Source organism: Dentiradicibacter hellwigii, assembly GCF_041770905.1.
In the GTDB taxonomy this organism is placed as follows: Bacteria; Pseudomonadota; Gammaproteobacteria; order Burkholderiales; family Rhodocyclaceae; genus Propionivibrio; species Propionivibrio hellwigii.
Map to the genome: position 1 here is coordinate 1,030,333 of NZ_JBEUWX010000002.1, position 24,540 is coordinate 1,054,872.

18 protein-coding genes and 1 pseudogene are annotated in these 24,540 nt (G+C 52.7%); all 19 read left to right on the plus strand.

What is annotated here, in order from left to right:
• Positions 1–82: 82 nt before the first annotated feature.
• The 19 genes and pseudogenes from ABCS64_RS07005 (at position 83) to ABCS64_RS07095 (ending at position 24,532) form a co-directional block, all read left to right on the plus strand.
• Entirely contained in the window at positions 83–5,050 is a 4,968-nt protein-coding gene (locus ABCS64_RS07005; protein ID WP_418891153.1) for an RHS repeat-associated core domain-containing protein, read from the plus strand.
• 267 nt (positions 5,051–5,317) lie between these two features.
• Positions 5,318–5,935 (plus strand): RHS repeat-associated core domain-containing protein, encoded by a 618-nt coding sequence (locus ABCS64_RS07010; RefSeq protein WP_418891154.1) that lies wholly within the window; start codon positions 5,318–5,320, stop codon positions 5,933–5,935.
• A 271-nt stretch (positions 5,936–6,206) separates the two neighbouring features.
• Positions 6,207–6,623 carry a hypothetical protein gene (locus tag ABCS64_RS07015; RefSeq protein ID WP_418891155.1) on the plus strand — a complete coding sequence of 139 codons (417 nt, stop codon included), beginning with the start codon at positions 6,207–6,209 and terminating at the stop codon, positions 6,621–6,623.
• Positions 6,624–6,649: 26 nt separating this feature from the next.
• On the plus strand, positions 6,650–7,282 hold the full coding sequence (locus ABCS64_RS07020; RefSeq protein ID WP_418891156.1) for an RHS repeat domain-containing protein: 633 nt from the start codon (positions 6,650–6,652) through the stop codon (positions 7,280–7,282).
• A 17-nt stretch (positions 7,283–7,299) separates the two neighbouring features.
• Positions 7,300–7,668 (plus strand): hypothetical protein, encoded by a 369-nt coding sequence (locus tag ABCS64_RS07025; RefSeq protein WP_418891157.1) that lies wholly within the window; start codon positions 7,300–7,302, stop codon positions 7,666–7,668.
• A gap of 607 nt (positions 7,669–8,275) precedes the next feature.
• A complete protein-coding gene (locus ABCS64_RS07030; RefSeq protein ID WP_418891158.1) occupies positions 8,276–8,596 on the plus strand; it encodes a hypothetical protein in 321 nt (106 codons plus the stop codon).
• A gap of 109 nt (positions 8,597–8,705) precedes the next feature.
• Positions 8,706–9,194: a hypothetical protein gene (locus tag ABCS64_RS07035; protein ID WP_418891159.1), complete on the plus strand. Its 489-nt coding sequence runs from the start codon at positions 8,706–8,708 to the stop codon at positions 9,192–9,194.
• 15 nt (positions 9,195–9,209) lie between these two features.
• A pseudogene (locus ABCS64_RS12600) lies at positions 9,210–11,663 on the plus strand (DUF6531 domain-containing protein); the annotation flags it as partial.
• Between the two features lie 1,078 nt (positions 11,664–12,741).
• Positions 12,742–13,535 (plus strand): IS5 family transposase gene (locus tag ABCS64_RS07045; RefSeq protein WP_418890083.1). Its coding sequence is split into 2 segments (ribosomal slippage): positions 12,742–13,018 and positions 13,018–13,535, totalling 795 coding nucleotides; the frame shifts between segments, so codons are not numbered across the junction.
• 63 nt (positions 13,536–13,598) lie between these two features.
• Positions 13,599–14,924: an RHS repeat-associated core domain-containing protein gene (locus ABCS64_RS07050; RefSeq protein WP_418891160.1), complete on the plus strand. Its 1,326-nt coding sequence runs from the start codon at positions 13,599–13,601 to the stop codon at positions 14,922–14,924.
• A gap of 37 nt (positions 14,925–14,961) precedes the next feature.
• Positions 14,962–15,588, plus strand: coding sequence for a hypothetical protein (locus tag ABCS64_RS07055; RefSeq protein WP_418891161.1), 627 nt, complete (start codon positions 14,962–14,964; stop codon positions 15,586–15,588).
• A gap of 141 nt (positions 15,589–15,729) precedes the next feature.
• On the plus strand, positions 15,730–16,239 hold the full coding sequence (locus ABCS64_RS07060) for a hypothetical protein (protein ID WP_418891162.1): 510 nt from the start codon (positions 15,730–15,732) through the stop codon (positions 16,237–16,239).
• A gap of 22 nt (positions 16,240–16,261) precedes the next feature.
• On the plus strand, positions 16,262–16,453 hold the full coding sequence (locus ABCS64_RS07065; protein WP_418891163.1) for a hypothetical protein: 192 nt from the start codon (positions 16,262–16,264) through the stop codon (positions 16,451–16,453).
• 3 nt (positions 16,454–16,456) lie between these two features.
• Positions 16,457–16,945, plus strand: a complete 489-nt coding sequence (locus tag ABCS64_RS07070) for a hypothetical protein (protein WP_418891141.1) — start codon at positions 16,457–16,459, stop codon at positions 16,943–16,945.
• Between the two features lie 99 nt (positions 16,946–17,044).
• A complete protein-coding gene (locus tag ABCS64_RS07075; protein WP_418891164.1) occupies positions 17,045–21,928 on the plus strand; it encodes an RHS repeat-associated core domain-containing protein in 4,884 nt (1,627 codons plus the stop codon).
• The gene (locus tag ABCS64_RS07080) at positions 21,925–22,335 is read left to right on the plus strand and encodes a hypothetical protein (RefSeq protein WP_418891165.1); all 411 of its coding nucleotides are present in this window, start codon (positions 21,925–21,927) and stop codon (positions 22,333–22,335) included. Before ABCS64_RS07075 ends, ABCS64_RS07080 begins: the two co-directional genes overlap by 4 nt.
• Before the next feature lie 54 nt (positions 22,336–22,389).
• The gene (locus ABCS64_RS07085; protein ID WP_418891166.1) at positions 22,390–22,794 is read left to right on the plus strand and encodes a hypothetical protein; all 405 of its coding nucleotides are present in this window, start codon (positions 22,390–22,392) and stop codon (positions 22,792–22,794) included.
• Entirely contained in the window at positions 22,791–23,138 is a 348-nt protein-coding gene (locus ABCS64_RS07090) for a hypothetical protein (RefSeq protein WP_418891167.1), read from the plus strand. Before ABCS64_RS07085 ends, ABCS64_RS07090 begins: the two co-directional genes overlap by 4 nt.
• Positions 23,139–23,524: 386 nt before the next feature.
• Positions 23,525–24,532, plus strand: coding sequence for an RHS repeat-associated core domain-containing protein (locus ABCS64_RS07095; RefSeq protein ID WP_418891168.1), 1,008 nt, complete (start codon positions 23,525–23,527; stop codon positions 24,530–24,532).
• The last annotated feature ends 8 nt before the right edge of the window (positions 24,533–24,540 follow it).

The following is a 24,540-nucleotide window of genomic DNA, read 5'->3' on the forward strand; positions in this document are numbered from 1 at the left end:
ATTTAGCCAGATACCAGAAAGGAAATGGCCTATGGGACGTTCAGCGGCGCGCCTAGGAGACGGGGTATCCCATGGAGTGATCGTGAGCGGCTCCTCGAGCGTCCTGATAGGAGACCAGGGGGCGGTAGCCTGCTCGGTCTGTCCGGGCGGACTACAGGTTGGCGCCCCGGTCAATCCACAGCTGGGCGCCAAAGTACTGGTTGGAGAAGAAGAACAAGACTTCGCCCTGCCCGGCGCCCTGTCCCTTATCTGGCAAAGGCACTACTCCAGCTACGTCAATGCCGAACAGGGCGGCGCCTGCGGTCTGTTCGGCTACGGCTGGAAGAGCGCCCTGGAACTTTCCCTGCATCTGGACACAAACGGAGTGAGCCTCTTTGACAGCGCCGGGCGCATCCTCCGCTTCCCGACACCGCTGCACCCGGGAGAAGCCCTCTACAGCCCCAGCGAAGACATCTACCTGCTGCGCGGCGGTCAAGCCGGCCCTGAGAGCACATCACCGGCACAAGCCCCTGTAGAGGGTCATGGCGTACACCACTTCGGGGAAAGCGCATCCGCGCTACAGCCCCGTTCCCCCATCCCGGTGGCCAGCGCTACCCTGCCCGCGGCGCGTACCGCCCATGCCGACACCTCGGTTATACCCATAGCCACAGAGAACGCTTCCCCCCTTCCGGCCTGGCACAGCCAGTCCCAATGGCATCATGTTCCTGTCGCCTGGGCCGGATCGGACAATCACATCATCGCCAGCGACAGCGACGGGCGCATCCTCTGGCACTTCACCCCTGGAGAAGCTGGATACTGGCGTCTGGTTACACGACGCGATCTTATCGGCCGTGAACAGAAGATCCTGTACGCCGAAGACCTGCCGCCAGAACAGCGCACCCTGCCGCTCAAATGGCAACAGCAGCGCAAACCCGCTGACCGGGTCGACTTGCCCGGTCACCTGCCCTGCCTCATTACGGACGGCACAGGCCGGCGCTACCGTCTTCACTACACCTGCCTTGACACCCGGGCCGCCGCTGCCTGGCAACAGGAACACGAGCGGCGATTGCAAGCGCTGGCACGGGGAGAGGCCCTGCCGCGCCCGCCGACCGGCCCCGGCCACAATGCCCAGGCCGGCTGGCAGCAGGAGACCGGCATCCGGCTCGAACGCATCGACTGGGAGAACCCGCCGACCGGCGTTCCCCTGCCCCTGGTGCGCTACGTCTATGACCGTGCCGGCGACCTCATCGGCGTTCATGACCGCAGCGGCAGGCGTGTCCGCGAATTTGCCTACGCCGCCCACCTGATGAGCGCCCACCGCTATCGCGGCGGCCCCTGGCACCGCTACCGCTACGAAGGCCAGGCCGAGGCATCCGGCACCCCCCTGCCCGGGGCGCGCGTCATCGAACAGCACAACGAACAGGGCCTGAACTACCGCTTCACCTACCTCTCCGAGCCCCCGTCCCCCGACGGACAGATGCGCCAACGCACCGAAGTGACCGACAGCCTGGGCCGGCAGGACATCTACCGCTTTACCGGCAGCGGCGGCTTATCCCGTCTGACCGAACACCAGCGCGCCGACGGCAGCATCGAGCGCATGGAATACGACAGCTTCGGCCGCCTCACCGCCCTCACCGACCCCCTGGGCGGCACCCGTTATCTGCGCCGTGACGGACAGGGGCGCATCACCGGCCTGCAAGGCCCGGAAGGCAGTTACAGCCGCGCCCGTTACGACGACGCCGGCCAGCTTGCCGAAACCACCGATGAGGCCGGCCGCACCACACGTTACGCCTACGATGCCTTCGGCCGCCTGAGCCGTATCCATCAGCAAGGGGCCGACCAGGACGAAGAGGCCGCGCTGACCACCCACTACCACTACCCCGACCCACAGAATGCCCCGCTCACCGCCCATCTGCCCGTCAGCATCATCGATGCCCGCGGCGGCATTCGGCATCTTGCCTACAATGCGGCCGGCCAGCTTGTCGGCCATACCGACTGCTCGGGGCAGCGCACTGCCTACGCCTACGACCTCTTCGGCGCGCTGACCGAAGAGACCGATGCCCTCGGCCAGCGCACCGCCTACCGTTACGACGAAGCCGGTCAGCTGACCGAAACCTGTCTGCCTGACGGATCGCGCCTATGCCAGCAGTGGAACGACTTTGGCCAGATCACCCGTCTCTGGCAGCAGGATGCCCATGACCAGGCCGTCGCCGGTTCCGAAACCCGCCTCTGCTACGACCTCTGGGGCCGCCTTGTTGAACGCCGGCACGGCGGCCAGCGCATCGGCATGCACTACGACGAAGCCGGCCGCCTCATCGAACTGACCAACGAGAACGGCGCGGTCAGCCGCTTCGCCTACGACCTCATGGACCGGCTCATCGAAGAGACCGGCTTTGACGGCAGAGTACAACGCTACCAGTACGATGCGGCAGGTCATCTCATCGCCCATCACGACGGAGAGGGCCGCCGCCACTGTTACCAGTGGAACAAGGCCGGTTATCTCACCCGAATCCTGAGCAGCCAGCACGGATCGCAAGGCACCGTCCAGCGCATCGCCCATCTTCACTACGACAAGGCCGGCGCCTTAAACCGCGTCACGCACGCCCTGCAGCAGCCCGGTCAGGAGACCCCCCGCCTGTGCAGCGAGCTATGCATGGCGTACGATAGCCTCGGACGTCTGACCGGAGAAACGCAAAGGCTCTATGCGCAGAGCAACTTCGCGACGGATGGCGCCCCGCCGCCCGTCGAATACGAGCACGCCATTCGCCACACCCTCAACCCGCTGGGCAGGCGCACCGCCAGCGAGCAGGCCATCTGCCGGGTCGATTACCTGCGCTATGGCGCCGGTCACCTGCATGGCCTCCTCCTGAACGGAGAAGAAGTCCTCAGCCTTGAACGCGACGCCCTGCACCGGGAAACCCGCCGCCGTTACAAGAACGGCGCCGAACGCATCCAGACATTCACCCTGAGGGGGCAGACCGAAGGAGAGCACTGGCAGCTGGGCAATGCCGCCAGCATCCCGGCGCCGCTCATCGGACAGCTCTACAAACGCCGGTATCAGTACGATGCCCTGGGTCAGCTTACCGGCCTCACCCAGGGCCAGACCCATCCCCAAGTCCTGCATTACGCCTACGATGCATCCGGCCGGCTCATTGGGGAGACCGGCAGCGGCCCTTCCGGCCGTGCCCTGCACTGGCATTTCGACCCGGCCGGCAACCGGCTACCGTGGTCGCATCCCGGAGAAGCTGCGGGCGGGCGCACCTACGCCCAATCTCACCCCCAATCCCAATTCCAGCCCCAGCCTCAACAACCCCAACTTCAATCACAACTCCAATCCCAATCCCTTCTCCGGGCCGCCGGGCAATCGCCTGTCCGCACACACCTTCCACACGTGCCGTCAGACCCCATGATGGCGCCTGTGCAGATAGAGGGAGAGGGGGCGACAGCGGGCAGCATCGCCTGCTGGCCGGACAACCGCATCGGACACAGCGATGAGGCCGCCTACCGGTACGATGCCCAGGGCAACCGCATCGGCGCCGATTCCCTTAAGGAGGGCGGGCGTCAGGAACTCTTCTACGATGTCGATAACCGGCTCATTGAAGTGCGTCAGTTCGACGCGCACGGCCGTCCCGCCTACACCAGCATTTACCGTTACGATCCCTTCGGCCGGCGGCTGAGTCAAACCGTCATCGCCTACGAAACAACAACCACGCAAACCGCACGCCCCGGAGAAGAAACGCGCCCGGCCAGGCAAACCAGAACAGAAACCAGCGCACCCATCATCAACGAACAGACCGCCTACGGCCGGGACGGCGACCTTCAGGAAACACAAACGCTTCAGGCATCACAGGCGCCGCAGGCATTGCAATCATCGCACAGACAAACGATGCAAACCGCGCAAGCGCCGCAAACCCCGCCGGCGCCCACGGAAACAACCCGAACCACGTATTACGGCTGGGACGGGGATCATCTGGTTCAGATCAAAAGCCCTACGGGCACAACACACATCGTCTATGAGGATGAATACAGTTTTACTCCGCTCATCGAACTCTACCAACCCGCTTGTGCGCAGCCGGAGGAGCAAAGCGAAGCGCAAGAAGCCATAGCGCGCGTAATGAACAGCCTTGCACAGCTGGGCAGCGAAGAGGTACGCGAGCTACAGCAACAGATCAAGGCGCAGGCCGAAAGCATTCTCAGGCAGGGCGGACTCCGGGAAGAGGAGGATGAAGGCGAACGGGAAGGAAAACACGAAGGCGAAGGCAAACACGCGCGCGCCTCAAACGCCCTGCAGATCCGTTACTTTCACTGTAACCAGATCGGCGCGCCGCTGGCTTTGACCGACGACAAGGGACAGGTCATCTGGGCGGCACGCTACGACCCCTGGGGCAACATCGAGGAAGCGTTTAACGCCGACCCCGAACACTTCGAGCAGACGCTGCGCTTGCCGGGGCAGCAACACGATAAAGCCACCGGCCTGTACTATAACCGCCACCGCTTCTACGACCCCAGGCTGGGCGCTTATATCAGCCAGGATCCGATCGGACTTGACGGCGGAATCAATCTCTCCAGTTATGTCAGAAATCCGGTACAGTGGATGGATCCGTGGGGGCTATTTTCTGTGGCAGATTTGCCAATTATTCCGGGGCCAATTCTTGATTTTACAACTGCGATTGCGGACTCTGCATCATTTGGTTTAGGCCCTCTTGCACGCCAAGCAATGGGTATTGATGGTGGTGTAAACAGATGTTCAAAAGCATATTTAGCAGGGGAATGGGCTTCATTTGGTCTTGGAGCAGGACGCATGGTATATGCTGGCATTGCAAAAGTTGGAGCTGCTATAGCGATGAATGGTGCAGCAGCAATGACTTTTAGAAATGGATTAAAACGGGTTATGCGAGGCCCATTAGCAGGCTCTAATTATCGTATCAAAACTTATGAAGATTTATTAAATAAATATGGTACAGACGAAGCTATTCAAGCTGCGGCAGGCCGGACTAACCAAACTGTAAATGCAGTTGGTGCTAATTTAACCGGTGGAGGCTCTGTAAATATTACTTGTGGATGTCCTTGATGAAAAAGAGAGATTATATTTTTATTTGGTTTACCATTTCATTACTGGTCGGTGGATTGGGCAGCTATATCTTTAAGATAAATTTTTGGATTATATCTATTATAGTAGGACTTATATTGATTATAAATGGTTTAATTGCTGATTGGGAGGACCGTGATATTTGAATGTGTATTTTGCATAAAAGATAATGGCTTAATTGCTTAAGGAAATTTTGCTGAGGAATAAGAGTATAATGTTTTGCTGGAAGGTCTTTTCCAGAACATTTGCTTGTCCGGACAGTTCCATGATCGCATTACCGGTTTGTACTATAACCGTCATCGCTTCTACGACCCCAGGCTGGGCGCTTATATCAGCCAGGATCCCATCGGACTCAAGGGCGGAATTAATCTCTCCGCTTATGTCAGAAATCCGGTACAGTGGATGGATCCATGGGGACTATGGGAAATACCTTCGTTACCGCGTGGTAATGATGATAATTTTGCTGGATTTTTCTGGAATCGACTTATTGATGGACAGGTTCGAGATGATATTTTCGACTATGCAAGGGGGTTTGTAATAGGTGTCGCTTCTGTTCCGAGAGGCTGGTTCAGAGCTGGCTATCAAGGAGCAAGGCATCTTTCTTGCAACAAACAAGCTGAAATTGAAAGACGTGTAGTAAAAACAGCTTTCAGTAACAAACACGTAAGAAGTGTTTTGATGGAGAAAGCAAAAAGTGAAGCTCTAGATTTTAATAATTATACTGCAAAAAACATTGGAAAGTTTGTTGGAAGATCTATTACAAGCGTAATAACACGCCCATTTGGGATTCTGTCAATTTTAGGCGATTCAGCGACGGCTGTGAATCAACAAGGTGATATTTTCAAAGCAATATTACTTGGTGATTGACAATGAAGAACTGGTCATTTTTTACAGTAATATTTATTTTTACTTTTCTATTTTTTTACATTGAGCCTTTTTTTTCAATAATTATATATTTTATTTATTTTTTTTCCGGATATTATTTATCAACAAATTGGAAAGACAGAATTTTTAAAAATGATTTTCATATGGTACTGTTTTTTTGTTTTTTTATTTCTGCAGTGCTTGGCTTAATTGCAAATTACATGTCTACAAAATTGTAAATAATATTTGCATAAAGATGCAAAGGCAAAAAGTGATGAAAAAAATTTTCCATCTTTTGCTTGCTCATATAACATTATTGTTAATATTATTATTTAAAGAAATTCTCACACCTTTTTTTAATCCAGAAACTGGAAAATGGGTGGCATTAGTATTTTTTATAATAATTATGGGCATGGCGCCAATTTCAGGTTATTTAGTAACTATACCTGGAATGCCTTCTAGAGATCATAGCAAAATATCATTTTACTTATGCGTAATAATATTTTATATTATATCTATCTTTCTGATCGCATTACTAATTTTTGTTAAAGAAAAAATTTTTTTTAGAAACTATCTTTTTTTTCTTCTTTTATCTTGGCTTCTGAATATGTTTGACTATTCAATTCCATCATATAAAAGATATTATAGATTAATTAAAGAAAGAAAATGGGGGAAATATTTATCTTGTTAGCTGTGTGATCAGGTCGGCACGCTTTTATGCTTTCCGATGCCTTTAGCACTGTATGCTGCGCTGCCCGTCATGACCCCTGGGGCAACATCGAAGAAGCGTTTAACGCCGACCCCGAACACTTCGAGCAGACGCTGCGCTTGCCGGGGCAGCAACACGATAAAGCCACCGGCCTGTACTATAACCGTCATCGCTTCTACGACCCCAGGCTGGGCGCTTATATCAGTCAGGATCCCATCGGACTTGACGGCGGAATTAATCTCTCCAGTTATGTCCATGATCCCCTGCTTTTGGGGGATCCGTGGGGGCTAAGCACAGAAATGTGTCATCGCCGTATCCAACTTCCGATAATCCCCGGGCGACATTGTTTTGTGCGATTTAACGGTGATAACAATGATACATTGAGCTTTGACCCGGAAGGAGTTCACGCAGATCCAGCACCTAAAGGGGCAACTTGTGTGTTGGCAGAAGGGTCAGAGAATGATAGTTGTGTAAGACGAGAAATGAATAAATGTCAAGACTATCATTTTACTAAGAATAATTGTTGCCATTGTGTGGAGGAAGCCTTGAAAACTTGTAGGCAATATATTCCTGTTAGTCAATGGCCTAACTGGCCAATTAACCCTGGGCCTCAACCGGGAGAACCGGGATACAAACCATAATTTGTCGGAATCAGTATATGTTAAAAGCTTTTTTAACTGGAATTTGTATATATACATTTGGCTGTATAATATATATTGTAACACTTGGACATGAGTTAATACAATTAATAGAATTAATATTACTTGGGACGCCAGGTTTTTCTGCATTTGTAGCTGTTTACTTATCGCCACGACATAAAATAGCTATGGGACCAGTTCTGGCTGTATGCCAAACATTCATTGGACAATTAATGGCTTATTTTTATAAAAGTTTTGGTGGGCACGTGGACAATATTGGCGATATATTTACAACCCTGTTAATTATCTTTTTATATAATCTAACATTATGTGTTATCGGCAGCATATTCGGATTAATTTGTGGAAAAATTTATAAGAAATTAGATTAGTATAAACATATTGACATCAAATATAAGAAAACGGGATTCTCTACAACATATAAGACTATAGCTCCTGGGCTTATTACGGCAGGTAATGTATACTCTTTCATAAAGGTTATCTCAGTACTTTTTAGTTATGCTGCTAATACGACCAATCGGGCAGCGATACTTGCCAGTAGAGCACAGAAACATAAAAATCATATTAAAAATACTCTTGCTTCACAAGCAGCATGGCAAGGCGCCAAAGCTATAACTAAATGTACTCTTGGTAGTGATGATAATGAATGTACGGAGCAAAAATGAAAAAATATTTTTTACTTTTATTGATATGTATTCCCATTGTTTTACTTGACAAAGTTCTTGATTTTTATATTAAGAATCCATGGGTAAGTTTAGTAGTATTTTTTATAATACTTGTTATTGGAAGAGTTTTATTATTTTTATATCGAAGATCAAAAGGTATTAAAGATGGTTATTTGGATGAATAAAGATAAAGCAACCCATTATGCGACGAAGCCGCTAATTAAGATTTTGCAAAAAATTATTCTGGAAAATAGGCCCGGAGACTTAGCTTAGGTCAGAACTGTCATACATTCTAACGACAAAGAATGAGAAAATGCAAGTTAATCGAATAGCTTTATTGTTAGCAATGCTTTTTAATTTATCCGATTTAAATGCCATGGATAAAAACTTTAAATATTATTCTTCTTTTTATTCAAACTATACACATCCGTTTCAAGTAAAAGCAGAAGACAAAATATCAGAGAAAGAGGCGTTGTCAAAAAAGACATACTATAAAGTTTTATTTGAAATTGGAAATAATATAAAAAGAATAGAAAAAGTATTTGGCAATAAATGTATATTTATTTTTGAATATGATTATTCTACTACTGGTGACTTTTTAGGGTTTAGAAAAATTCCATGCCCCAAGTGTTAAAAATCTTGCATATTTTATTTGCAGCAAATGACGCATCACAGGGATGTATTATTATGCCCAGATCAGTCAGAGATGCATTAAATGATGGCGATTCACTTGAGGTCGTACGATGAGAATTTTTTCATTAATAATCTTATTGCTATGTTCCTCTGTTTATGCAGCAGAGGAGTGCACTTACCAGATAAAGATTAATAACGACAGTTATATTCTCAATAAAAGCTCGGCCAATGATATTAAGAAAGCATTTGGGGAAGCCGAAAGTTTGCGTACCATATATGAAATACCGTTTTATGACTTATGTTACAAAACAAAAAGTGGAGAAAACGCAATAATATTTGGCTTTGATTCCAATACAAATCTCTTAAAAAGTTTTTCAATTATTGCGTGGAATGAAACTATTGCAGATCATATTAAATGTTCCGACTCCCAGCTATCCCAGTTTTCTATTAATGACAAATTTATCGGGATGAACATTAAAAAGCACAGTTCTTTAGAGAAGACTTTTGTTTCAAGAAGTTACTGTCATATTCAACAAAAGGGTTCTGTGATTTCTGGAATATTGGTAAATTTTGGCGTTTTTCTTGTCGATTTAGAATAAGCAACGGATTTTCCTATGGGACGTTCAGCGGCGCGACTCGGAGACGGGGTATCACACGGAGTGATCGTGAGCGGCTCCTCGAGCGTCCTGATAGGAGACCAGGGGGCGGTAGCCTGCTCGGTCTGTCCGGGCGGACTACAGGTTGGCGCCCCGGTCAATCCACAGCTGGGCGCCAAAGTACTGGTTGGAGAAGAAGAACAAGACTTCGCCCTGCCCGGCGCCCTGTCCCTTATCTGGCAAAGGCACTACTCCAGCTACGTCAATGCCGAACAGGGCGGCGCCTGCGGTCTGTTCGGCTACGGCTGGAAGAGCGCCCTGGAACTTTCCCTGCATCTGGACACAAACGGAGTGAGCCTCTTTGACAGCGCCGGGCGCATCCTCCGCTTCCCGACACCGCTGCACCCGGGAGAAGCCCTCTACAGCCCCAGCGAAGACATCTACCTGCTGCGCGGCGGTCAAGCCGGCCCTGAGAGCACATCACCGGCACAAGCCCCTGTAGAGGGTCATGGCGTACACCACTTCGGGGAAAGCGCATCCGCGCTACAGCCCCGTTCCCCCATCCCGGTGGCCAGCGCTACCCTGCCCGCGGCGCGTACCGCCCATGCCGACGCCTCGGTTATACCCATAGCCACAGAGAACGCTTCCCCCCTTCCGGCCTGGCACAGCCAGTCCCAATGGCATCATGTTCCTGTCGCCTGGGCCGGATCGGACAATCACATCATCGCCAGCGACAGCGACGGGCGCATCCTCTGGCACTTCACCCCTGGAGAAGCTGGATACTGGCGTCTGGTTACACGACGCGATCTTATCGGCCGTGAACAGAAGATCCTGTACGCCGAAGACCTGCCGCCAGAACAGCGCACCCTGCCGCTCAAATGGCAACAGCAGCGCAAACCCGCTGACCGGGTCGACTTGCCCGGTCACCTGCCCTGCCTCATTACGGACGGCACAGGCCGGCGCTACCGTCTTCACTACACCTGCCTTGACACCCGGGCCGCCGCTGCCTGGCAACAGGAACACGAGCGGCGATTGCAAGCGCTGGCACGGGGAGAGGCCCTGCCGCGCCCGCCGACCGGCCCCGGCCACAATGCCCAGGCCGGCTGGCAGCAGGAGACCGGCATCCGGCTCGAACGCATCGACTGGGAGAACCCGCCGACCGGCGTTCCCCTGCCCCTGGTGCGCTACGTCTATGACCGTGCCGGCGACCTCATCGGCGTTCATGACCGCAGCGGCAGGCGTGTCCGCGAATTTGCCTACGCCGCCCACCTGATGAGCGCCCACCGCTATCGCGGCGGCCCCTGGCACCGCTACCGCTACGAAGGCCAGGCCGAGGCATCCGGCACCCCCCTGCCCGGGGCGCGCGTCATCGAACAGCACAACGAACAGGGCCTGAACTACCGCTTCACCTACCTCTCCGAGCCCCCGTCCCCCGACGGACAGATGCGCCAACGCACCGAAGTGACCGACAGCCTGGGCCGGCAGGACATCTACCGCTTTACCGGCAGCGGCGGCTTATCCCGTCTGACCGAACACCAGCGCGCCGACGGCAGCATCGAGCGCATGGAATACGACAGCTTCGGCCGCCTCACCGCCCTCACCGACCCCCTGGGCGGCACCCGTTATCTGCGCCGTGACGGACAGGGGCGCATCACCGGCCTGCAAGGCCCGGAAGGCAGTTACAGCCGCGCCCGTTACGACGACGCCGGCCAGCTTGCCGAAACCACCGATGAGGCCGGCCGCACCACACGTTACGCCTACGATGCCTTCGGCCGCCTGAGCCGTATCCATCAGCAAGGGGCCGACCAGGACGAAGAGGCCGCGCTGACCACCCACTACCACTACCCCGACCCACAGAATGCCCCGCTCACCGCCCATCTGCCCGTCAGCATCATCGATGCCCGCGGCGGCATTCGGCATCTTGCCTACAATGCGGCCGGCCAGCTTGTCGGCCATACCGACTGCTCGGGGCAGCGCACTGCCTACGCCTACGACCTCTTCGGCGCGCTGACCGAAGAGACCGATGCCCTCGGCCAGCGCACCGCCTACCGTTACGACGAAGCCGGTCAGCTGACCGAAACCTGTCTGCCTGACGGATCGCGCCTATGCCAGCAGTGGAACGACTTTGGCCAGATCACCCGTCTCTGGCAGCAGGATGCCCATGACCAGGCCGTCGCCGGTTCCGAAACCCGCCTCTGCTACGACCTCTGGGGCCGCCTTGTTGAACGCCGGCACGGCGGCCAGCGCATCGGCATGCACTACGACGAAGCCGGCCGCCTCATCGAACTGACCAACGAGAACGGCGCGGTCAGCCGCTTCGCCTACGACCTCATGGACCGGCTCATCGAAGAGACCGGCTTTGACGGCAGAGTACAACGCTACCAGTACGATGCGGCAGGTCATCTCATCGCCCATCACGACGGAGAGGGCCGCCGCCACTGTTACCAGTGGAACAAGGCCGGTTATCTCACCCGAATCCTGAGCAGCCAGCACGGATCGCAAGGCACCGTCCAGCGCATCGCCCATCTTCACTACGACAAGGCCGGCGCCTTAAACCGCGTCACGCACGCCCTGCAGCAGCCCGGTCAGGAGACCCCCCGCCTGTGCAGCGAGCTATGCATGGCGTACGATAGCCTCGGACGTCTGACCGGAGAAACGCAAAGGCTCTATGCGCAGAGCAACTTCGCGACGGATGGCGCCCCGCCGCCCGTCGAATACGAGCACGCCATTCGCCACACCCTCAACCCGCTGGGCAGGCGCACCGCCAGCGAGCAGGCCATCTGCCGGGTCGATTACCTGCGCTATGGCGCCGGTCACCTGCATGGCCTCCTCCTGAACGGAGAAGAAGTCCTCAGCCTTGAACGCGACGCCCTGCACCGGGAAACCCGCCGCCGTTACAAGAACGGCGCCGAACGCATCCAGACATTCACCCTGAGGGGGCAGACCGAAGGAGAGCACTGGCAGCTGGGCAATGCCGCCAGCATCCCGGCGCCGCTCATCGGACAGCTCTACAAACGCCGGTATCAGTACGATGCCCTGGGTCAGCTTACCGGCCTCACCCAGGGCCAGACCCATCCCCAAGTCCTGCATTACGCCTACGATGCATCCGGCCGGCTCATTGGGGAGACCGGCAGCGGCCCTTCCGGCCGTGCCCTGCACTGGCATTTCGACCCGGCCGGCAACCGGCTACCGTGGTCGCATCCCGGAGAAGCTGCGGGCGGGCGCACCTACGCCCAATCTCACCCCCAATCCCAATTCCAGCCCCAGCCTCAACAACCCCAACTTCAATCACAACTCCAATCCCAATCCCTTCTCCGGGCCGCCGGGCAATCGCCTGTCCGCACACACCTTCCACACGTGCCGTCAGACCCCATGATGGCGCCTGTGCAGATAGAGGGAGAGGGGGCGACAGCGGGCAGCATCGCCTGCTGGCCGGACAACCGCATCGGACACAGCGATGAGGCCGCCTACCGGTACGATGCCCAGGGCAACCGCATCGGCGCCGATTCCCTTAAGAACGTGTTCATAGTCTCTGCTGTAAAGTATCGTTATGAACAGAAAAGCCTACCCAAGCGATATAAGTCGCACACAATTTGCTACTCTTCTTCCTCTTTTGGAAAGTGCTCGCAGACGCACAGCACCGCGCAAAGTGGACTTGTACGATGTCTTTTGTGCCATTCTCTATCTTCTACGCAACGGCTGTGCCTGGCGTGCCTTACCGGGCGATTTTCCCAAATGGCGCACCGTTCATTCCTACTTCCAAAGATGGAGTGAGCCCCGCGAAAGTGGCATCAGTCTCCTTGAGGAAGCGTTAAAAAAAATCAGGTGGCCGCAGCACGTCGCAAGCAGGGACGCCATGAAGCAACCACTTTCCTGATTATTGATGCGCAGAGCGTGAAGAACACGGATACCGCCATGGAAAAAGGCTACGATGCGGGCAAGAAGGTTAGCGGTATCAAGCGACATATAGCGGTTGACACGCAAGGTTTGCCGCATGCCCTTGCGGTAACGACGGCGGATGTTACGGATAGAAAAGGCGGCCTGGTGGCATTGGAACGTGACAGAGATAATCTTGGTGCGGTACAAAAAGTCCTTGCCGACGGAGGTTACACGGGTCAGGCATTTGCTTCGTCGGTACAGGAGTTGATTGGTGCGGAAGTAGAGATTGCCAAACGAAACGAATTGCAGCGTTTTGCGGTATTGCCAAAGCGATGGGTAGTAGAGCGCAGTTTTTCCTGGTTGGAAAAGAACAGACGGCTTTGGAAAAACTGCGAGCGTAAGTTGAGTACCAGTCTGCAAATGGTAGTTTTGGCTTTCTTGGGAATCCTGCTACGAAGACTATGAACACGTTCTAAGGAGGGCGGGCGTCAGGAACTCTTCTACGATGTCGATAACCGGCTCATTGAAGTGCGTCAGTTCGACGCGCACGGCCGTCCCGCCTACACCAGCATTTACCGTTACGATCCCTTCGGCCGGCGGCTGAGTCAAACCGTCATCGCCTACGAAACAACAACCACGCAAACCGCACGCCCCGGAGAAGAAACGCGCCCGGCCAGGCAAACCAGAACAGAAACCAGCGCACCCATCATCAACGAACAGACCGCCTACGGCCGGGACGGCGACCTTCAGGAAACACAAACGCTTCAGGCATCACAGGCGCCGCAGGCATTGCAATCATCGCACAGACAAACGATGCAAACCGCGCAAGCGCCGCAAACCCCGCCGGCGCCCACGGAAACAACCCGAACCACGTATTACGGCTGGGACGGGGATCATCTGGTTCAGATCAAAAGCCCTACGGGCACAACACACATCGTCTATGAGGATGAATACAGTTTTACTCCGCTCATCGAACTCTACCAACCCGCTTGTGCGCAGCCGGAGGAGCAAAGCGAAGCGCAAGAAGCCATAGCGCGCGTAATGAACAGCCTTGCACAGCTGGGCAGCGAAGAGGTACGCGAGCTACAGCAACAGATCAAGGCGCAGGCCGAAAGCATTCTCAGGCAGGGCGGACTCCGGGAAGAGGAGGATGAAGGCGAACGGGAAGGAAAACACGAAGGCGAAGGCAAACACGCGCGCGCCTCAAACGCCCTGCAGATCCGTTACTTTCACTGTAACCAGATCGGCGCGCCGCTGGCTTTGACCGACGACAAGGGACAGGTCATCTGGGCGGCACGCTACGACCCCTGGGGCAACATCGAGGAAGCGTTTAACGCCGACCCCGAACACTTCGAGCAGACGCTGCGCTTGCCGGGGCAGCAACACGATAAAGCCACCGGCCTGTACTATAACCGCCACCGCTTCTACGACCCCAGGCTGGGCGCTTATATCAGCCAGGATCCGATCGGACTTGACGGCGGAATCAATCTCTCCAGTTATGTCAGAAATCCGGTACAGTGGATGGATCCGTGGGGGTTGCAGAATATCCCTACACAGGCTGACAATATCCGTGACACCATGATAAATGCAGCAGGGGTTGCGGCAAAACTTCCAAATGCAACTGCAGCGGTAACTGTCCCAGCAAATGCAGCACCCGCAGCTGCTTCTGGATTACAAAGCATTGTTAAAAATGACTTTATTCACTATCAAGCTACTGGTGAACATAAAATGCCTGATCGAACTATATTAGGAAAATGTGTTAACCAAATGGACTGGAACCAATATCAAAATTTTGAAGATGCTTGGGAAGCTTTAGGAAAAAGATGCAATATAAATATAGGGGTTTTAAAATGAAATACTTATCATTTATGATGGTAATATTTTTAACTGGATGTGGCCATTTTTTCCTAAACAAACTACTTTAATTTATGAGTCTGAATTACTAAAAGCTGAAAACAAAGATAGTTTATTTAAGGCATTAGAGTTATCAAAGGAAATTTGGCTATTAGAGGAAATGGAGTTACATAAAATTGGCAAGTTTTCTATTCTACTTTCTAAAGATGGTAAAACAATTTATGTTGTTTATAAAAACAAAATAATAGCTTCTCATGAAATATCAGGAATTTCCAGGTTGTTTAATTCAAAATATGCCCCACTTCCTGAATCGTTTTCAATTGAGTATAACAAAAATATAAACTCATTATCTTATAGAAACTCTAATTATGAATTTTTTGATTTAAATATGGACGGGATAGATGTTATTTATAATTTTAAACAAGATAATAATATATACGATTATATTTATTTAGATATGAATCCAGTTGCAACATTCTATAACAACAAACAGTGTATTCAATATCAAAAGATTCCAGCATCAACAGTGTCTTGTTGTCCTACAAGTCCAAAAAATCTAGATGGGCTTATTTTTGGTAGGACATATGGATGGAAAAAATTAAATAATAAAGGTATTCTAAAACAGGAAGAATTAGATAATTTTTGTAAAAGTCTTCTCAGGTAAATTTGCAGCACGGCAGCAAATGTTGAAAACAATTCAGGCCAATACAACTCCTGCGACAATTGGGCAAGGAATTGGAGGTTCATTAATTGGGAATATTACTGAAATTCCATGTCTTACATGCAAACCAAAATGTGAATAAAAATGTCTTCTAAGATCATAGATACTATAGAGTTTGCAATATGGCCTAGATCCATTTGGGGATGGATTTTTGCCTTTATTTTGACAGTTTTTTCCTACTTTTTAGTTACTGAGCTTTGGAGTTATTATTTAAACTACTCAGAGGTTGTTAAATGGGAACCTACAAAAGGTCGTTTAATAAATATTGAATATAGCAAAGACAAGAAACAAGTACATATTACTTATGAGTATGAAGTTAATCAGAAAAAATATTATGGAGATAAGGTTGGAGTGTCTAAAAGAAAATGGCATAATATAAATCAGAAAAATATATCAAATTTTGAAATAATTAAGGAGAAATTAACTCCCATCGAGATTAGATTTGACTCTATTAGTCATAATACAACCTATGCTTTTGATCTTGACGATATATTTTTAGTATATTTTATATTAATATTTCCATTTTCATTACTTGCAATTTTTCTGTTAATTATATTTCATAAACTAATAACCATAAAGACCAAAGATCTCTAATATTACAAATAGCAGAAACAGCATGAATGCCATTTTCAAGAGCAACATGACCAAACTTGGCAATGGCACTATCCAGAACGTCTCAGCCAAATCCATCGGCAAGATGTTCATTGGGCGCACGACCGATGCTGCTCTTTTGCCCGGAACGGTTGGTGGCTCAGTTGCCGCAACCGCCTATGAGGCGCTGACCTGTACTGACAAGTGCAATAAATAATCTATGACTGTCATGAATAATGATGTAGTAATGATTAGAGCCTATTTGGGTGGTCGATGGTTTTTTTATACATTTTTTCTTATATTTAATATTATATTAATAATAGGGGCATTTAAATTTGAGTTTAGAAGAAAAGAAACAATTGAAATAGGGAAGTTTTTTATTGCAATGAATTTGGTCACCGTATATGTAATATATATACTGGAAGCCTTTAAAATCCAGTATAACCAGACCTTTTTCAGTTACCGCAGTTCATTTCAGAGACATTATCGCGACATTTCTTACTCACAGATTGAGCGGTTATGGATTGAGTTTGAACGCAAGCCGTTCCAGGCGCTGGACACGCTAAAGGTGCGCCTGAAAGACGGCCGGATTATCAAGATTACCCGAACAGCCTTCCCACAACCGGCTTACCGCAATTTTGAGCAGATGCTTCAGGAGAGAACAGGACTGAAGATCAAGGGACACTCGCCCCTGGTGGCTAAACCATGATTTAATATCATTATCTGATTTAGCCAGATACCAGAAAGGAAATGGCCTATGGGACGTTCAGCGGCGCGCCTAGGAGACGGGGTATCACACGGAGTGATCGTGAGCGGCTCCTCGAGCGTCCTGATAGGAGACCAGGGGGCGGTAGCCTGCTCGGTCTGTCCGGGCGGACTACAGGTTGGCGCCCCGGTCAATCCACAGCTGGGCGCCAAAGTACTGGTTGGAGAAGAAGAACAAGACTTCGCCCTGCCCGGCGCCCTGTCCCTTATCTGGCAAAGGCACTACTCCAGCTACGTCAATGCCGAACAGGGCGGCGCCTGCGGTCTGTTCGGCTACGGCTGGAAGAGCGCCCTGGAACTTTCCCTGCATCTGGACACAAACGGAGTGAGCCTCTTTGACAGCGCCGGGCGCATCCTCCGCTTCCCGACACCGCTGCACCCGGGAGAAGCCCTCTACAGCCCCAGCGAAGACATCTACCTGCTGCGCGGCGGTCAAGCCGGCCCTGAGAGCACATCACCGGCACAAGCCCCTGTAGAGGGTCATGGCGTACACCACTTCGGGGAAAGCGCATCCGCGCTACAGCCCCGTTCCCCCATCCCGGTGGCCAGCGCTACCCTGCCCGCGGCGCGTACCGCCCATGCCGACGCCTCGGTTATACCCATAGCCACAGAGAACGCTTCCCCCCTTCCGGCCTGGCACAGCCAGTCCCAATGGCATCATGTTCCTGTCGCCTGGGCCGGATCGGACAATCACATCATCGCCAGCGACAGCGACGGGCGCATCCTCTGGCACTTCACCCCTGGAGAAGCTGGATACTGGCGTCTGGTTACACGACGCGATCTTATCGGCCGTGAACAGAAGATCCTGTACGCCGAAGACCTGCCGCCAGAACAGCGCACCCTGCCGCTCAAATGGCAACAGCAGCGCAAACCCGCTGACCGGGTCGACTTGCCCGGTCACCTGCCCTGCCTCATTACGGACGGCACAGGCCGGCGCTACCGTCTTCACTACACCTGCCTTGACACCCGGGCCGCCGCTGCCTGGCAACAGGAACACGAGCGGCGATTGCAAGCGCTGGCACGGGGAGAGGCCCTGCCGCGCCCGCCGACCGGCCCCGGCCACAATGCCCAGGCCGGCTGGCAGCAGGAGACCGGCATCCGGCTCGAACGCATCGACTGGGAGAACCCGCCGACCGGCGTTCCCCTGCCCCTGGTGCGCTACGTCTATGACCGTGCCGGCGACCTCATCGGCGTTCATGACCGCAGCGGCAGGCGTGTCCGCGAATTTGCCTACGCCGCCCACCTGATGAGCGCCCACCGCTATCGCGGCGGCCCCTGGCACCGCTACCGCTACGAAGGCCAGGCCGAGGCATCCGGCACCCCCCTGCCCGGGGCGCGCGTCATCGAACAGCACAACGAACAGGGCCTGAACTACCGCTTCACCTACCTCTCCGAGCCCCCGTCCCCCGACGGACAGATGCGCCAACGCACCGAAGTGACCGACAGCCTGGGCCGGCAGGACATCTACCGCTTTACCGGCAGCGGCGGCTTATCCCGTCTGACCGAACACCAGCGCGCCGACGGCAGCATCGAGCGCATGGAATACGACAGCTTCGGCCGCCTCACCGCCCTCACCGACCCCCTGGGCGGCACCCGTTATCTGCGCCGTGACGGACAGGGGCGCATCACCGGCCTGCAAGGCCCGGAAGGCAGTTACAGCCGCGCCCGTTACGACGACGCCGGCCAGCTTGCCGAAACCACCGATGAGGCCGGCCGCACCACACGTTACGCCTACGATGCCTTCGGCCGCCTGAGCCGTATCCATCAGCAAGGGGCCGACCAGGACGAAGAGGCCGCGCTGACCACCCACTACCACTACCCCGACCCACAGAATGCCCCGCTCACCGCCCATCTGCCCGTCAGCATCATCGATGCCCGCGGCGGCATTCGGCATCTTGCCTACAATGCGGCCGGCCAGCTTGTCGGCCATACCGACTGCTCGGGGCAGCGCACTGCCTACGCCTACGACCTCTTCGGCGCGCTGACCGAAGAGACCGATGCCCTCGGCCAGCGCACCGCCTACCGTTACGACGAAGCCGGTCAGCTGACCGAAACCTGTCTGCCTGACGGATCGCGCCTATGCCAGCAGTGGAACGACTTTGGCCAGATCACCCGTCTCTGGCAGCAGGATGCCCATGACCAGGCCGTCGCCGGTTCCGAAACCCGCCTCTGCTACGACCTCTGGGGCCGCCTTGTTGAACGCCGGCACGGCGGCCAGCGCATCGGCATGCACTACGACGAAGCCGGCCGCCTCATCGAACTGACCAACGAGAACGGCGCGGTCAGCCGCTTCGCCTACGACCTCATGGACCGGCTCATCGAAGAGACCGGCTTTGACGGCAGAGTACAACGCTACCAGTACGATGCGGCAGGTCATCTCATCGCCCATCACGACGGAGAGGGCCGCCGCCACTGTTACCAGTGGAACAAGGCCGGTTATCTCACCCGAATCCTGAGCAGCCAGCACGGATCGCAAGGCACCGTCCAGCGCATCGCCCATCTTCACTACGACAAGGCCGGCGCCTTAAACCGCGTCACGCACGCCCTGCAGCAGCCCGGTCAGGAGACCCCCCGCCTGTGCAGCGAGCTATGCATGGCGTACGATAGCCTCGGACGTCTGACCGGAGAAACGCAAAGGCTCTATGCGCAGAGCAACTTCGCGACGGATGGCGCCCCGCCGCCCGTCGAATACGAGCACGCCATTCGCCACACCCTCAACCCGCTGGGCAGGCGCACCGCCAGCGAGCAGGCCATCTGCCGGGTCGATTACCTGCGCTATGGCGCCGGTCACCTGCATGGCCTCCTCCTGAACGGAGAAGAAGTCCTCAGCCTTGAACGCGACGCCCTGCACCGGGAAACCCGCCGCCGTTACAAGAACGGCGCCGAACGCATCCAGACATTCACCCTGAGGGGGCAGACCGAAGGAGAGCACTGGCAGCTGGGCAATGCCGCCAGCATCCCGGCGCCGCTCATCGGACAGCTCTACAAACGCCGGTATCAGTACGATGCCCTGGGTCAGCTTACCGGCCTCACCCAGGGCCAGACCCATCCCCAAGTCCTGCATTACGCCTACGATGCATCCGGCCGGCTCATTGGGGAGACCGGCAGCGGCCCTTCCGGCCGTGCCCTGCACTGGCATTTCGACCCGGCCGGCAACCGGCTACCGTGGTCGCATCCCGGAGAAGCTGCGGGCGGGCGCACCTACGCCCAATCTCACCCCCAATCCCAATTCCAGCCCCAGCCTCAACAACCCCAACTTCAATCACAACTCCAATCCCAATCCCTTCTCCGGGCCGCCGGGCAATCGCCTGTCCGCACACACCTTCCACACGTGCCGTCAGACCCCATGATGGCGCCTGTGCAGATAGAGGGAGAGGGGGCGACAGCGGGCAGCATCGCCTGCTGGCCGGACAACCGCATCGGACACAGCGATGAGGCCGCCTACCGGTACGATGCCCAGGGCAACCGCATCGGCGCCGATTCCCTTAAGGAGGGCGGGCGTCAGGAACTCTTCTACGATGTCGATAACCGGCTCATTGAAGTGCGTCAGTTCGACGCGCACGGCCGTCCCGCCTACACCAGCATTTACCGTTACGATCCCTTCGGCCGGCGGCTGAGTCAAACCGTCATCGCCTACGAAACAACAACCACGCAAACCGCACGCCCCGGAGAAGAAACGCGCCCGGCCAGGCAAACCAGAACAGAAACCAGCGCACCCATCATCAACGAACAGACCGCCTACGGCCGGGACGGCGACCTTCAGGAAACACAAACGCTTCAGGCATCACAGGCGCCGCAGGCATTGCAATCATCGCACAGACAAACGATGCAAACCGCGCAAGCGCCGCAAACCCCGCCGGCGCCCACGGAAACAACCCGAACCACGTATTACGGCTGGGACGGGGATCATCTGGTTCAGATCAAAAGCCCTACGGGCACAACACACATCGTCTATGAGGATGAATACAGTTTTACTCCGCTCATCGAACTCTACCAACCCGCTTGTGCGCAGCCGGAGGAGCAAAGCGAAGCGCAAGAAGCCATAGCGCGCGTAATGAACAGCCTTGCACAGCTGGGCAGCGAAGAGGTACGCGAGCTACAGCAACAGATCAAGGCGCAGGCCGAAAGCATTCTCAGGCAGGGCGGACTCCGGGAAGAGGAGGATGAAGGCGAACGGGAAGGAAAACACGAAGGCGAAGGCAAACACGCGCGCGCCTCAAACGCCCTGCAGATCCGTTACTTTCACTGTAACCAGATCGGCGCGCCGCTGGCTTTGACCGACGACAAGGGACAGGTCATCTGGGCGGCACGCTACGACCCCTGGGGCAACATCGAGGAAGCGTTTAACGCCGACCCCGAACACTTCGAGCAGACGCTGCGCTTGCCGGGGCAGCAACACGATAAAGCCACCGGCCTGTACTATAACCGCCACCGCTTCTACGACCCCAGGCTGGGCGCTTATATCAGCCAGGATCCGATCGGACTTGACGGCGGAATTAATACTTATGCCTATGTCCAGAATAATCCGCTACTCTTCGTCGATCCTCTAGGTCTTTATGCTGAATTGTGTACGAGGCCTTTCTACCCAATGCCTGTTCCTTACGCTCGTCACTGTTTTGTTCGATTCAACGGCGATAACAATGACACGTCCAGTTTTGATCCGAGCGGGACACACCAAGACCCTGCACCAGATTGGTGGCCGAAGAATTGTAGTTCCACGAACGGAAATGAGAACGACATGTGTATAAAGAGGGAAATGCAACGCTGTCAAGCAAGTCAGTATGATTTCACTGGTTTCAATTGTTGTCATTGCGCCGAGCAAGCAATAAATGCATGCGGTATTTCCGTTCCACGCGATAACTGGCCGAACTGGCCGGTCAATCCAGGCCCTCAACCAGGTGAGCCTGGGTATAGGAGGTCGCCGTGACACACTCTATGGTAAAAGCTTGGGGGCTCGGAGCTGTGATTGTATGTCTCGCTTATGCCACGTGGTTTATTTCACTGTGGGCAAATCAATTTACCGAGGTTCTAGCATTCTTTTTGTGGGGAGCGCCTGCCTTGGCGGCATTTGTCACGGCATATTTGACGCCTCGCAGAAAAATTCTTATGGGAACATCAATGGCTTTTCTGGCAGCAATCTTGGCCGGCATACTGAATTTTGTTTGCGAGGCTCTCGGTAGAGCGGTAGATTTTTCTGGAATTCGTGGCATGACGATTCTTGTTGTCATTTTTTTGGCATTCAACGGGATGTTATGTATTGCCGGAGCAACTTGCGGATATTTTCTGACACGGAAGTCCACATCGGAAAATCAGTCAGGATTCTATCGGTCTTGACGGCGGAACCAATCTCTCCGCTTATGTCCATGATCCCCTTCAGTGGAGCGATCCGTGGAGACTAAAAAATCTGGATGGCGAGGATGGAATAGAGGACAAGAAAATTTTCCAAAACCAGATATTACATCTACCCAGAAAATTGCAAATGGATGGGATAATATAAAAAATAAGATCCAAGAAGTAGCAGATTCTTTTTCAGAGTTTATTAATTATATTTCTGGGAAGAATGATGTTGAAAAACGTGTAGATGAGGCTTTGATTTGTTCAAAGCAGAGGAATAGTAAAACAGGGCATGCCTTTATTCCTCCAGATATTATAATACTAGATTCGCGAGGTATAGGAATAATAAGGCCACCCTCGCCTTCAGAATTATCACCAAACGAAGTATGTGTTGATGTTAAACTTAGAAGTATAGATATGGGCTTGCTTCCAGGCTATGAGGTCCCAGGAAAACTATGAAAAAATTTATTTTTATAATTTTATTAATTATAGCAATATTTTTTGCTGGTTATCGGTATGGAATATCAAAAAACAATGAATACACAATTAGCCATATGAATAACTTAGCTACACAGCAAATAGCAATAAGGGCAATTGCACGAATTACCGAGTTAGGTAAGATAAAAACCATGTTTGCAGATAACAAAGAGCTAGTGTGTTACATAAAACATAGCATGCCTGATCTTATTAAGGATATAGAAAATTGCGAAATGAATCATGAATGTGCAAATAGAATACAAGGAACATATTATTTAAATGCCAAGGCAACTATATCTAATTTTTTAACAGAAGAATGCTTATAATGTTAACTAGACGTTTAATAATTTTCTAAGACAAACTTATGGACAAGTCAAATTTATTAGCATTTAGTACTATATTTATTTATATTATTTTATGTTGTTTAATAAAACTAATTAGTTTTGAAGGAAGCTGGGGATGTTTTTTAATTTTTTTACTAGCTACTCCATTTTTTATCAATTATAATTTTAAAATATATAGATGGTGAAACTTCGTTTATTTTGCTTAATTCTTTTTTGTAGTACTTTTTAGTCAAAATTTTATACTTATTTAAAAAATAATTGATGAAATTGTAGGCATTATTAGATTTAAATATTACTTAATTCAGTCAGCTTCATTTGCTCAGGCGCCGGAGGAGGAGGCACAGGCTATTGAGGCGATGCGCGAGAGTATGGCTGCTTTCGGCAACAGTGCGCAGGTAGAACATCTGGAGGCACTCCTTCGGCAGGCGTTCCGGTCGGCTGGCCTGGCGGGGGTGTCCGGAGTGGCGGGAGAGGCTAAGGCTTTGGCCGGGCTAAATGAGAAGGAGGCGTTTGCTCAGAAGGAAGTACCCGGACAGGCGGGAGACTTTTTACCGGCAGGCCTCACATCGGCTCCCGTAGCGGATGGGGCCTTGCGGGTTTATTATTATCATTGTGACCCCGTTGGTTTGCCGCTGGCGCTTTCTGATGAGGCCGGCACCGTGTGCTGGGCTGCCCGTCATGACCCCTGGGGCAACATCGAGGAAGAGTTTAACGCCGACCCCGAACACATTGAGCAGACGCTGCGCTTGCCCGGGCAGCAGCACGATAAAGCCACCGGCCTGTACTATAACCGCCATCGCTTCTACGACCCCAGGCTGGGCGCTTATATCAGTCAAGATCCGATTGGGTTGGCAGGAGGAATGCAGCCCTATAGGTATCCGCATAATCCTTTCGGGGCTATTGATCCGTGGGGGTTGGAGGTATGTTATGTACATTTTCCTGACTACCCTATTACGTACACAGAAGGCAAAACCAACACTCTTCTTGGCGGGCATGCAGGAGTCTTAGGAATTGGTTTAACAGGGAAAACCCGTTATTATGAGTATGGCAGATATTCAAGTGGAAATTTGATAGGGCAAAAACTTCCATCTAGCCAAGGAAATATTAGGAGAATAAGTATGCCCGATTTAATCATAAAAGATGGGAACCCTACACAAAAATCTATGGATCGATTAACTGCTGCCTTATCAAAAAGGGCAGGAGCAGGAACAAAAGTTACCCTTACTTGTAATTCCAATTCTAATGAACAAAACGTTTATGAGTATATTGAAAATATAGCAAATAATCTGGAAAGAAAACCATATAGTTGGAATCCTTTTTCTCCTAATCATTGCAGAAGTTTTGCAAAGGATGCCGTTTCTGCTGGATTACCATAAGGGGATAG